Raw genomic sequence first — 12,053 nt, 5'->3', positions numbered from 1 at the left:
ACCTATGACCGATATTTCATCCGGCCCCGTGCCCAAGACGACGATCGAAAAGGTGCGCGGATCACTGGCGCGGCGACACCGTAAACAGTTTATCCTGCAGGGCCTGGGCATCACCGCGATCAGCATTGCGTTCTTGATGCTGTTCATCCTGATCGCATCGCTGGTATCGACCGGGTACAAGGCGTTTATGCAGACTCATGTCACGCTTGACGTGTTTATCGACCCGGCCGATGTCGAGCGTGACAAACTTCCACGCGGCGATTTTGACGACGTCCTTGCCAAAGCTCTGGCGTCTCAGGTGCCATCGGTCGATCCGACGGATCGCGCAACGATGCGGGCGCTCAGCGGAATTCTATCGAACGGCGCTCAGTTCATGCTGCGCGATCGGGTCGTCGCAGATCCGGACCTGATCGGTCAAACGATCACAATGACGGTACCGATATCGGACCCCTATGATCAGCTTTACAAAGAGTTGCTGGACCGGGAAACTCCAGAAGAGTTGCGTCGGCTGGATGATGACGAGATCGCAAATTATGATCAGCTGGTACAGGCCGATGCCATTTCGTCAAAGATCAACACTGGCCTGATCACCAACGCTGACAGTCGCTTTCCAGAGCTTGCAGGCCTCAAGGGGGCGATCATGGGGTCGTTCTGGGCGCTACTGACCTGCTTCCTGATCGCGTTTCCACTGGGTATAGGTGCAGCCGTATATCTTGAAGAATTCGCGCCTAAGAACAAGTTGAGCGACCTGATCGAGGTGAACATCAACAACCTTGCCGCCGTGCCGTCCGTGGTCTTTGGTTTGCTGGCTCTGGCGGTGTTCATCGGCTGGTTCGGCATGCCGCGTTCGGCACCGTTTGTTGGCGGCCTGACACTGGCGCTGATGACCATGCCGACAATCATCATCGCGACACGCGCGGCACTCAAAGCGGTTCCGCCCTCAATCAGAGAAGCGGCATTGGGGATCGGCGCATCAAAACAGCAGGTGGTCTTTGGCCATGTCGTTCCGCTGGCCATGCCGGGCATTCTGACCGGGACGATCATTGGGTTGGCGCAGGCCTTGGGTGAAACTGCACCGCTGCTGTTGATCGGGATGAACGCCTTTATCACATCTGCACCGGATTCGCCCTTCGACAGCGCCACGGCTCTGCCAACGCAGATCTTCATCTGGGCTGACAGCCCCGAGCGTGGCTTTGTCAGCCGGACCTCGGCTGCGATCCTGGTCCTTCTGACTTTCCTCATCTTCATGAATGCAATCGCCATCTACCTGCGCAGCAAGTTCGAACGCAAATGGTAACCCCGAAAGGAGAGGCCGTGGACGACCTCAGAGCAATCGACCGAGACGTCGACACACATGCCACCAAAATCAGCGCCAAGGGCGTCCAAGTTTTCTACGGGGATACTCATGCGATCAAGGATGTTGAGGTCGAGATCAAGGAGCGGACAGTCACAGCGTTTATCGGGCCGTCCGGCTGCGGGAAATCCACCTTTCTGCGCTGCATCAACCGTATGAACGATACGATTGATATTTGCCGGGTGAAGGGCGACATCCTGATCGACGGTCAGGATATTTATGACCGCAACATCGACCCGGTTCAGCTGCGGGCCCGTGTCGGGATGGTGTTCCAAAAGCCGAACCCATTCCCAAAGTCGATTTATGACAATATCGCTTATGGCCCCAAGATCCACGGACTGGCCAAGACCAAGGCCGAGATGGACGAGATCGTCGAAAAGTCCCTGCGGCGCGGCGCCATCTGGAACGAGGTCAAGGACCGGTTGCACGCCCCCGGAACCGGCCTGTCGGGTGGTCAGCAACAGCGTCTGTGCATTGCCAGAGCGATTGCAACGAGCCCCGAAGTTCTGCTGATGGACGAACCGTGTTCGGCACTGGATCCGATTGCGACGGCGCAGGTCGAGGAGTTGATCGACAATCTGCGGCAGAACTATACCGTCGTCATCGTCACCCATTCGATGCAACAGGCGGCACGCGTCAGCCAGAAGACGGCGTTTTTCCACCTTGGAAATCTGGTTGAGTACGGCGAGACCGGCGAAATCTTTACGAACCCCAAGGACAGCCGGACCGAAAGTTATATCTCTGGCCGGATCGGATAGGAGAACCGTCATGAACTCGCAACATATCGCCAGTGCGTTTGATCGGGACCTCGAAGGCGTACAAGCCATGCTCATGAAAATGGCTGGCCTGGTTGAGGACGCAATGGTTCAAGCCGCCGATGCGCTTGAGACCAGCGATCTGGCCAAAGCTGACAAAGTCCGCAAGAATGACGTCGCCATCGACAAGCTGGACGAAAGCATCAAACTCGATTGTGCCCGCATCCTGGCAACCAGGTCACCAACCGCAAGCGATCTTCGTACCGTTCTGACTGTGATGAGCATCAGTTCGAATCTGGAACGCTGCGGTGACTACGCTAAGAACATTGCCAAACGCACAACTGTTCTGGCACGCGCGACCCCGGTCGAAGGTAGTATTTCGGCGCTGCGCCGGATGCAAAAGGCCGTAGGCATCATGATCAAGGATGCGCTTGATGCCTATATTCAGCGCGACCTTGAAAAAGCCGAAGAGGTGCGGAAACGGGACCGCGATGTGGACGAGATGTACAGTGTTCTCTTCCGGTCGCTTCTGACCCACATGATGGAGGATACACACAAGATCACGTCTTGCATGCACCTGCACTTCATCGCCAAGAATATCGAAAGAATGGGCGATCATTCCACATCGATCGCTGAGCAGGTGATCTATCTGGTGACTGGCGATCTGCCTGACGAGGATCGACCCAAAAGCGATCTGACCTCTCTTACCAATCCTGAGGAGTTGAGCGGCGCCTGAGTGCCGTCCAAGCGGCCACCCTTGTTTTCAAAGACCAGACGATTCCAGGTGAAGCCCTCCTTTGCAAGCGCGAGACGAGGGCTTCATGGTGGTGTAGTCATGGTTTATCTCAAAGCGATTGTACCTGCCGTGTGCAACGACTCCGCTCCGAACCCCAGCGGCCCTTTGGGGAATAGGTGGCGTCGGGAGGTAACCTGATAGGTGTCAAAGTTTTTGGCATCGACTTGGGTTCGACCATTTGCAGCTCTGAAAAACCGCACGTGACGGGGCGGTCGTGGCTTGCGTCGGCCAAGGGTGATTCACATGGTCCGGAATGTCAGCTAGATAGCTCCAGCAGTCGATATTTGAGGCAGCGGATTTGGGAAGAGCTGAAGGGCAGGGGCGGCATGATCAGGAATTATCGTACCGACGATGAGGCTTCGCTCTGGGCAATGCTGGAACCAGTGTTTCGCGCCGGAGATTCGTATGCGATCGACAGCGACATTTCGCGTCAGGATGCGCTGGCTTACTGGTGTGGTCCCGGTCGGCGGGTGTTTGTTCTGGACGGGCCTGACGGCGTTTTGGGCAGTTACTACATAGTCCGGAATCAGGGCGGCGGCGGTGCACATGTGTGCAATTGCGGGTTTGTCACCGGGGCTGCGGCGCGGGGACGCGGTGTCGCGCGGAGCATGCTTGATCATGCGCTGGCCCAAGCAAGGGCGCAGGGATTTCGGGCAATGCAGTTCAACTTTGTCGTTGAGACCAACCAGCGCGCTGTCGATATTTGGCAGCGGGCGGGCTTTGACGTGGTGGGGCGGCTTCCGGGGGCTTTTGCGCACCCGGACAAGGGTGATGTGGACGCGCTGGTGATGTATCTCAGGTTGTGATCTCTTACCCTATGGGCAGGACTGGACGGCACCGGCCTGCTGCGACATTGGCATTGCGATACCGGACAAAAGATGGGAACAGTCGGACATGCGTGATGAAACCAAACTTTTGGCGGTACTGATCGACGCCGACAACACCTCACCCAAATACACCCGCGCGATCTTTGAAGAGATCGCCGCGTTGGGGGAGGCGTCGGTACGGCGGTGCTATGGTGATTTCTCCAGCCAGCAAATGTCGGGCTGGTCCAAGGTACAGGCCGAATTCGGGCTGGTGCCGCACCATCAACCTGCCAACACAGTGGGCAAGAATGCCAGTGACATCGCGTTGGTGATTGATGCGATGGATTTGATGCACTCGGGTCGGTTCGATGGCTTTGTGCTGGTCAGTTCGGACAGCGATTTTACCCGCCTGGCGAGCCGGATTCGCGAACAGGGGTTGGATGTGTTTGGCATGGGAATGCAGAAGACGCCGGATGCCTTCCGCAAGGCGTGCAAGCGGTTCATCTTTCTTGAAAATCTGGAAGGGGCGCCAGAGACCGGCAGCCGGGGACCAGAGAGGGTGACCGAGAGCAAGCGAGGCATAGAAGAGGCGCGCAACCTGCTGTTCAAGGCGATGGATTCGATCGAACAAGAGGATGAGTGGTACACGCTGGGTCAATTGGGCCAGTTCCTGACCACCGCAGATCCCGACTTTGACACTCGCACCTACGGCAAGCGCAAGTTGAGCGATCTTGTGGCGGAGCTCAAGGTATTCGAGACCAAGCGCAGTTCGGGCAATCAACTGCTGGTGCGGCGGGTCGACTGAGGATCTGTTCCGGCTGAGTGGCCTAGCGTTTCAGGATGGTGCGGACTTCGGCCAGCACGGGTGTCATGCGGCCTGACGGCACAAAGCGTTGCGGGTGATCGGCACTGAGGAACGGGATTGCATTGTTGATTCGCCGCAGAAACCACAGTCCCTGAGATCCGACAGGACGCACGATGTCAGCGCCGCTGCGTGCTGCCTGGTCCAAGGGTTGCCAAAGAAACACAGGATCAGGAGGGGCCACGCCGGGCTTGAACGCTTCGAGGACAGTAATCGGATTGACCCGCAGTGTCTGAGTAGCGATCTGCACCCGAACCGGCGGTTCTAACCGGCCTATCACGACAATTTCTGAAGTTTCGATCAGATCTTGCGTGGTCATCCGCGCGAACATCGCGAATCCAGGTCGCGCCCAGAGCGCGCAGGCCGCCGAGAGCGCCAGAAGGCCGCGCCGAGACAGGATGGGCTGGCCGACCATATGCGTTCAGGCGCTGTGTTCTTTGCGTCGCCGACCAAAGGCTGCGGTCAGGAATAGCGCAAACCCCATCAACGAAAACGCTGCCGGCAGCGGGACGACCGCAGCGCCGTATATCGCCTGCGCACCCGCGATGTCATCAGCCGTGAGACCACCCAGCGATGGGTTGTAATACGGGTTCATTAGCGCCAGCGCAGTCTCTTCGTGTTTCAGGCCGATGGCATGGCCGATTTCATGAGCTGCGACCGTAAAGATATCAAAGCCTCCGCCGCTGGTGCCAAGCGTCCAGTTTTCGGCGATGTCAAACAGGATGTCACCGTCGAGAGAGCTGCCCGAATTGGGCGGTGGATAATGGCCCAGGGCAAGTGTGCCGCCGGCGTTGTCGATGTTCACAAGACTTAGCCGGATGTCGCCAAAGCTGCCGGAGGTACCAAGTGTCGCGCCGTCATCGGTAACTTCGACAAAATGGATGTTGGCTATGGCCTCCCAGACGGCAAAGGCGGTCTCGATTGCAGCCTCAAACCCGGTCGGCATGGCGAGGCCCAGGTGCCCGACGGACCCTGAACCGCCACACAGAGCACCGCAACCGGTGCCAGTCGGGACATAACTGTAGCTTACTGTGCCGCCCGGAGTACCAAGCCCGATATCCCCCCACTTGCTGCCGTGGGTCACGTATGCATCATGGTCGTAGCTTGTTCCGCCGACGGTTCCGATGGCCGTGGGGCCGCCAATTGTGCCGATCGTGGCCGCCGATGCTATGCTGGATGCCCCGCAGAGCGTCAGGACAAGTGTGATCGACGCCAAGGCACGTTTTAATTGAAACACGGCAGAAGTCCCTCAAATGAATTCTATATGAAAATTAGCAATCATAGAATGTAAGGAACTGTCAATGTACTGCTGTGATCAGCCAGCATGCCCCCGTAATTACATGGAAAACGTGTCCCTGCCGCCATTGTCGGAGCGCAATCCCGGCGGGGCTTTCAGCGCAGAGGTCAGGCGCCGTATCGCGACATAAAGGTTTCGAGCGCGCCGTCGACCACGCGGGCGATCTCTTCGCGGGTGAAATCGCTGCGGATACCAAAGAGCAGCTTTGGCCATAGATCGGCTTTGCACATCTCGGCGAACTGGTCGGCGGCAAGTTCGGGATCTTCGGCCACCAATTCGCCGCGCGCAATGGCAGAGGTGATATAGTTCACCAGCGCCGTGCGCATGGTCATCGGACCACAATTATAGAATTGGCGTCCCAGCTCGGGGAACCGGTCAGCCTCGCCGACGCAGATACGGAAAATGCGTTGGCCCATCTCGGACAACAGGAACCCCAAAAAGGTGTTTGCAGCCTTGCTGAGCACCACCCTTGGTGGCTGGGTCAGGTCGAGGGTATCCATCGCTTCGCGCGACTGGTGCTGACATTGCAGCGTCGCCACTTCCATGAACAGCAGGCGCTTGTCGGGAAAGTAGCTGTAGAGTGTGGCTTTGGACACGCCGGCGGCGCGGGCAATATCGTCGACCGAAGCACCCTCAAACCCGTCGCGCATGAAAATATCACGCGCGCCAGTGAGGACCTGATCAAATTTTCGCCCCTTGCGCACTTGCGCCGCGGTGGCTGCCATGCCCGCTCTCCCGGTGGTTCGCCGCAGTATAGACTGTAGAGTTTAGCTTGAACAAGCCGCCTGCGTCCTCAGGTGGTTAGCGGCTGGCGTGAGGCCAGCCACAGTTGGGTGTGTCGTCGGGAAACGTGGGTGACGGCCAGGTGAGCGTCGGCATGTCGATCGCGACAGCGCCGGCATGTACCAAGGTGGGCGCGGTCAATAGCAGGGCAACGGAAAGGAGGATACGGGACATCGCGGGAGCGCTCCGATAAGTGAACTATGTGGTTTAGTTGGTGTCGTTGGCGCGCCAGTTCAATAGGGATGTGAACCAACTGGTTCAGTATTTTGATATTGCAGCTACCGTTCATTCGGATAAATTAGAATCGTTCTAAATAAAGTGGATCAGCGATGGGTTTTCTGACACATAGACGGCAGTTCCGGGACCTGGATGAGCAGGAGATACTGGCTCTGGCCATATCGTCCGAAGAGGATGACGCGCGGATCTATCGCAGTTACGCCGAGATGCTACGCGGCGAATACCCGGATACGGCTGCTGTGTTTGACGGTATGGCGCAGGAAGAGGACGGACATCGCCGGGCGTTGATCGACCTGCACACGCAGAGGTTCGGACAGGTGATCCCGCTGCTCCGACGAGAACATGTCGCGGGGTATTATGCCCGGCGCCCGGTCTGGTTGATGCGCAACCTTGGGATTGACCGGATCCGCGACGAGGCTGAGGCGATGGAGCATGACGCCGAACGCTTCTATCTCGAGGCTGCGAAACGCAGTTCTGATGCTGCGACCCGCAAACTGTTGGGTGATCTGGCGTCAGCCGAGGCAGGGCATCAGGATCGCGCCGGTGCCCTTGCCAAAGACCACCTGGACGACGCGGCGCTGGAATCAGAAGGGCGCAACGCACACCGGCAGTTCGTGTTGACATGGGTGCAGCCGGGATTGGCAGGCCTGATGGACGGATCGGTGTCGACGTTGGCCCCAATCTTTGCGGTCGCCTTTGCTACGCATGACACCTGGACGACATTTCTGGTCGGGCTTGCGGCCAGCGTCGGTGCCGGGATCTCGATGGGGTTTACCGAGGCGGCGTCGGATGACGGCCAGCTCTCAGGGCGCGGATCGCCGTTCAAACGGGGCATCGCGGCAGGGGTTATGACGGCGCTGGGCGGGCTGGGGCATGCGCTGCCCTATCTTATCCCGCATTTCTGGACCGCAACGATCACTGCCTTTGTCGTAGTGTTTCTGGAACTTTGGGCGATTGCATGGATACAGAACCGGTTTATGGACACGCCGTTTTTTCGCGCGGCGTTTCAGGTGGTTCTGGGAGGCGCGCTGGTGTTTGCCGCGGGTGTGTTGATCGGGTCGGGCTAAGGGTCCGCAACGGGTCAATCACCCAGCTTGGCGTGTACTTCGTCTAGGTCGATTTCCCCCACGGGCATCTTGTTGCCGGGGTTGTCGAAATCATAACGGAACAACGCAAAGTCGCGTTTGTAGATCTCGTAAACGAGATGCATCGCCATGTCGTCAAAGTAATCTTCGATCGGATGCAGGCGTTTGGGGCCGTGCCCCTCGGATTCATTGAACCGGGGGATTGCGGCCAAATCGACGCAGTGGGCCGTCGAAACCGAATCCAGCACCCTTTGCATTCCGTCGTCGAACTGTTCAGTCCAAAAGATCGAATCGTAGCGCCCGCCATTGACGATAAAGGTGCTGACATGACCCGACATTGCGGACCAGTGAATGTCAGGCTCCATCGGGCGGCGCCAGCGGATGGTGTCGCGCACAAACAGCAAAAAGCGGCGAAAGCTACGGATCTGGTCAAACTCATCCGTACCGTCGTCGCCGCCGACCTCGATACCATATTTCTGCGCCAGCAGCGGCACCAGATTGCCGCGATAGCGTTTGCCGTTGCGCTGGATGCCGCAGATTTTGTCAAGAAACGACGACAGGATGCGGGTGTAAGGGTTGCGTACGCAAGTAAAGGCGTACGAGCGATGTGTGCTGACATTGGCGTTAATCAGCTTCTGGCTATCCTCGTGTGCCCACTTGTGCACACCCTTTTTGGCGTCGTGAATGTCGCCGTCATAGAACCGGCCATGATCGGAATAAAACATGATCTGCCCGATGGTCGAGCAGGCGCATTTCGGCACCACGCGGTATACCATGCTCTCGCTTTCGGTCATCCATGTGCCTGGAAAACCCATGCCTGCTGCCTCCGCCATTGGTCATTGGTTGCGCTGCTGCGTCTCTTTGGCACAAAAAAGCAAGGAAACCCTGTTTTTTCAACGCCCATTCATATTTAACAACATAATCTATCGGGCAAAACTAGGGCAGCTTGTTTCCTGAATGGCAAAAATTGCCTTTATCCTTTTGTGTCACAAGGACCCTGACGCCATCATCAAGCAGGCGCAGAGCCTGACGGCTGTGGGTGACTACATTGCGATCCATTTTGATCGCCGTGCTTCCTCAGTGCAGTACAACAAGATCCGCAGCGCTTTGACCGACAATCCCAACGTGGTTTTTGTTTCGAACCGTGTGCGCTGTGGCTGGGGCGAATGGAGCCTAGTACAGGCGACACTGAACGCGGTCCACGCGGCGGTCGAGGCGTTCCCGCGGGCGACACATTTCTATATGCTGTCGGGCGATTGCATGACGATCAAATCGGCAGAATATACCCACGATCTGCTCGACCGGCGGGATGTGGATTATATCGAAAGCGTTGACTACTTCGCCAGCGACTGGATCAAGACCGGCTGGAAGGACGAGCGGCTGATTTATCGTCACTGGTTCAACGAACGGACCCAGAAACGGCGGTTTTACGCGATGTTCGAGGTGCAAAAGCGGCTCGGGCTGACCCGGAATATTCCGGCGGATCTGGAAATCATGATCGGCAGTCAGTGGTGGTGTCTGCGCCGCGAGACGGTCCAAAGCATTTTGGAATTCTGTGCCCGCCGCCGCGACGTGACCCGTTTCTTTGCCGCAACCTGGATCCCGGACGAGACGTTCTTTCAGACGTTGGTGCGTCATCTGGTGCCCGAGCCCGAGATCGAAAGCAGAACGCTGACCTTTCTGATGTTTTCGGATTACGGTATGCCGGTGACGTTTTACAACGACCATTACGATCTGCTGCTGGCGCAGGAATATCTGTTCGCGCGCAAGATCAGCCCGGATGCGAAAGAGCTGAAGCGGCGGCTGGGGGTGCTGTATGCGTCCGAGGGGCAAACCTTTCAAATCTCGGATGAGGGTTGTTCGCTTTTTACCTATATGACTGGACGCGGCCGGGATGGACGTCGCTTTGGCACCCGGTTCTGGGAAGCTGAAAACGTCCTTGGACGGGAGCGCGAGCTGCTGCTCGTAATTTGCAAGAAATGGCAAGTGGCCAAACGCCTAGTCGAGCGAATTCGCCAAGTCAGCGATGTGCCCTGTGTCGATTACCTTTTTAACGAAGAAGACACGGTGCTGCCGAATCTGGGGGGCATTCAGTCGACTGTCGCCAAGCGGCACGGTCATCGCCGCGCGCTGATCCGGATGCTGTTTGAGTATTATGACAGTGATCAACTGGTCATCTGCCTCGACCCTGCAAATGTCGATCTGATGGACGATTTTTGCCGCGACCGCGCGAAGACGCGACTGCTGGAGGTCGAGTGCGAATTCAGCGACGCCTTTTTGATCGGTCATGCAATGCGGGCCGGGCTGGTTGGAGATCACGCGTCGAAAGAGACGCTGGCCCGCCTGCTGCCAACGATCCGCCAGGATATCACATATGAATCGAACCGGATTCGAGATGCGGCGTTTGACAACCATGCGCGCCTGCGCGAAACCGACCCGCCCGAGGTCAATGCGCAGCAGATCGCGGGTTTTCTGAGTGTGTCGCAAGACAAGGCGATGGAAATCGCGCAGACGGATAATCTATTTGCTGACTGAGGGTGTCCCAAATGGCGTATAGCTATGACGATCAGAACATATTCGCGAAAATTTTGCGAGGTGAGATCCCCAACACAACGGTGTTGGAGACTGAACACAGCCTCGCCTTTCGCGATCTCTATCCACAGGCGCCGGTACACGTGCTGGTGATCCCCAAAGGGGCCTATGTCTGCTACGATCATTTCGCGCAGGAGGCGTCAGATGCCGAGATCCTTGACTACACCCGCGCGATCGGAAAGGTCTGCGAGATGGAGGGCGTCGCAGCGGATGGATTCCGCATGATTGCCAACGCTGGTATAGCTGGGGTGCAGGAGGTGCCGCATCTGCATGTACACATCCTGGCAGGACGCCCGCTGGGACGGATGTTGCAATCGGCCTGAACGGACAGTTCCGGACGTGATCTGCCAGACGTGATCTGATGGAGCGCGCCTGCGGCGCGCAACTGATGTCTCATCGTCGGCCTGCGGCCTTCTCTTCGACGCCCTGTGCTGATCTGACAAGGCATGTCGTCGGTCGAGAGTGTTACAGGCCTGTGCTGATGAGGCTTTCGCGTTATCAGGCGGCGTCGGACCGGGTGAGGGCCAGAAAGACGTCCTGTAGATCGGCCTGTTCAGTGCGCACATCCCGGATACGGACGCCCGCGTCGCGCACCACTTGCAGTACGTCTTCGGCATCCGTTGTCGTTGCGTGATAGCTTAGCGCGAGGCTGCCGTCTGAGCGCGCCTGGGCCTCGATCCCCGGTGCTGTGGGAAGGGTGGCGGGCATGATGTTGGGCATGATTACCAGAGTTCTGGTGTCGAGCTGCCCCAGTAGATTTGCAGTCGAATCGCGGGCGACGACGGCACCGTGGTTGATGATGGCGATCTGGTCACACATCTCTTCGGCCTCTTCGAGGTAATGCGTGGTCAGGATGATCGTCATACCGCGTTCGCGGTTGAGCTTGCGCACGTTTTCCCAGAGCATTTGGCGCAGCTCGATATCGACGCCGGCGGTCGGTTCGTCGAGTACGAGCACCTGCGGGTGATGGACTAGCGCCTTGCCCAGAAGCAGTCGGCGCCGCATTCCACCAGAAAGGGTGCGTGCGTAGGCCTCGGCCTTGTCCGTGAGGCCGACCAGTTTGAGAATTTCGTCGGACCGGCGTTGAGATTTCGGTACGCCGTAGAGACCCGCCTGCACTTCGAGCGCGCCGCGTGGGGTGAAGAACGGGTCGAGGTTGAGTTCCTGCGGCATGACGCCTATGGCGGCGCGGGATTGGCGCGGGTTGATGTCCTGATCCCAGCCCCAGATGGTGACACTGCCGGCGGATTTGGTGACCAGCCCGGCCAGAATGTTGATCAGCGTCGATTTTCCAGCGCCATTCGGTCCAAGGAGGCCGAACACAGATCCCGAAGGCACGGTCAGGTCGACGCCGCGCAGCGCCTCTTTGGCGGGCTGTTTGCCGGTGCCGCTGTAGGTTTTGCGCAGACCGGTGATCTGGATTGCGTCGGTGCTCATGGGGTGGCTTGCTCCTTGATGCTCAATCGCTCATAACGCAGGTAGTGCA

14 protein-coding genes are annotated in these 12,053 nt (G+C 58.0%); 8 read left to right on the top strand and 6 right to left on the bottom strand.

Translation table 11 applies throughout. From position 1 onward, the window contains the following. Positions 1–4 precede the first annotated feature (4 nt). The 5 genes from pstA (at position 5) to IMCC21224_RS01005 (ending at position 4,516) form a co-directional block, all read left to right on the top strand. Positions 5–1,297 carry a phosphate ABC transporter permease PstA gene (pstA, locus tag IMCC21224_RS01025; RefSeq protein ID WP_047993757.1) on the top strand — a complete coding sequence of 431 codons (1,293 nt, stop codon included), beginning with the start codon at positions 5–7 and terminating at the stop codon, positions 1,295–1,297. Beyond that, positions 1,291–2,112, top strand: coding sequence for a phosphate ABC transporter ATP-binding protein PstB (gene pstB, locus IMCC21224_RS01020; RefSeq protein WP_197089150.1), 822 nt, complete (start codon positions 1,291–1,293; stop codon positions 2,110–2,112). The genes pstA and pstB overlap by 7 nt, the downstream gene beginning before the upstream one ends. A gap of 10 nt (positions 2,113–2,122) precedes the next feature. After that, positions 2,123–2,845: a phosphate signaling complex protein PhoU gene (gene phoU / locus IMCC21224_RS01015; RefSeq protein WP_047993755.1), complete on the top strand. Its 723-nt coding sequence runs from the start codon at positions 2,123–2,125 to the stop codon at positions 2,843–2,845. A 386-nt stretch (positions 2,846–3,231) separates the two neighbouring features. After that, positions 3,232–3,711 carry a GNAT family N-acetyltransferase gene (locus IMCC21224_RS01010; RefSeq protein ID WP_047993754.1) on the top strand — a complete coding sequence of 160 codons (480 nt, stop codon included), beginning with the start codon at positions 3,232–3,234 and terminating at the stop codon, positions 3,709–3,711. A gap of 88 nt (positions 3,712–3,799) precedes the next feature. Further along, positions 3,800–4,516 (top strand): NYN domain-containing protein, encoded by a 717-nt coding sequence (locus IMCC21224_RS01005; protein ID WP_047993753.1) that lies wholly within the window; start codon positions 3,800–3,802, stop codon positions 4,514–4,516. Positions 4,517–4,538: 22 nt separating this feature from the next. Here IMCC21224_RS01005 and IMCC21224_RS01000 read toward each other — a convergent pair whose 3' ends face one another. From IMCC21224_RS01000 to IMCC21224_RS27625, 4 genes are all read right to left on the bottom strand, one after another. After that, a complete protein-coding gene (locus IMCC21224_RS01000; RefSeq protein WP_047993752.1) occupies positions 4,539–4,988 on the bottom strand; it encodes a hypothetical protein in 450 nt (149 codons plus the stop codon). A 6-nt stretch (positions 4,989–4,994) separates the two neighbouring features. Further along, complete coding sequence (locus IMCC21224_RS26330; RefSeq protein WP_053078859.1) at positions 4,995–5,810, bottom strand: matrixin family metalloprotease; 816 nt, start codon at positions 5,808–5,810, stop codon at positions 4,995–4,997. A 167-nt stretch (positions 5,811–5,977) separates the two neighbouring features. Beyond that, a complete protein-coding gene (locus IMCC21224_RS00990) occupies positions 5,978–6,595 on the bottom strand; it encodes a TetR/AcrR family transcriptional regulator (protein ID WP_047993751.1) in 618 nt (205 codons plus the stop codon). Between the two features lie 76 nt (positions 6,596–6,671). After that, the gene (locus tag IMCC21224_RS27625) at positions 6,672–6,827 is read right to left on the bottom strand and encodes a hypothetical protein (protein WP_156178067.1); all 156 of its coding nucleotides are present in this window, start codon (positions 6,825–6,827) and stop codon (positions 6,672–6,674) included. 155 nt (positions 6,828–6,982) lie between these two features. Here IMCC21224_RS27625 and mbfA point away from each other — a divergent pair, with 155 nt between their 5' ends. Continuing rightward, on the top strand, positions 6,983–7,957 hold the full coding sequence (gene mbfA, locus IMCC21224_RS00985) for an iron exporter MbfA (RefSeq protein WP_047993750.1): 975 nt from the start codon (positions 6,983–6,985) through the stop codon (positions 7,955–7,957). Positions 7,958–7,971: 14 nt separating this feature from the next. Here mbfA and IMCC21224_RS00980 read toward each other — a convergent pair whose 3' ends face one another. Next, positions 7,972–8,790: a sulfotransferase family protein gene (locus tag IMCC21224_RS00980; RefSeq protein ID WP_047996768.1), complete on the bottom strand. Its 819-nt coding sequence runs from the start codon at positions 8,788–8,790 to the stop codon at positions 7,972–7,974. Between the two features lie 142 nt (positions 8,791–8,932). On the opposite strand from IMCC21224_RS00980, the gene IMCC21224_RS00975 reads away from it, so the two are divergent. Both IMCC21224_RS00975 and IMCC21224_RS00970 read left to right on the top strand, forming a co-directional pair. After that, positions 8,933–10,510: a DUF5928 domain-containing protein gene (locus IMCC21224_RS00975; RefSeq protein ID WP_047993749.1), complete on the top strand. Its 1,578-nt coding sequence runs from the start codon at positions 8,933–8,935 to the stop codon at positions 10,508–10,510. A gap of 11 nt (positions 10,511–10,521) precedes the next feature. Further along, positions 10,522–10,890, top strand: coding sequence for an HIT domain-containing protein (locus IMCC21224_RS00970; protein ID WP_047993748.1), 369 nt, complete (start codon positions 10,522–10,524; stop codon positions 10,888–10,890). A 175-nt stretch (positions 10,891–11,065) separates the two neighbouring features. Here IMCC21224_RS00970 and IMCC21224_RS00965 read toward each other — a convergent pair whose 3' ends face one another. After that, on the bottom strand, positions 11,066–12,004 hold the full coding sequence (locus IMCC21224_RS00965) for an ABC transporter ATP-binding protein (RefSeq protein ID WP_047993747.1): 939 nt from the start codon (positions 12,002–12,004) through the stop codon (positions 11,066–11,068). Between the last annotated feature and the right edge of the window lie 49 nt (positions 12,005–12,053).

This window comes from Puniceibacterium sp. IMCC21224, assembly GCF_001038505.1.
Taxonomy (GTDB): domain Bacteria; phylum Pseudomonadota; class Alphaproteobacteria; order Rhodobacterales; family Rhodobacteraceae; genus Puniceibacterium.
This window is presented reverse-complemented; position numbering and strand designations above follow the sequence as displayed.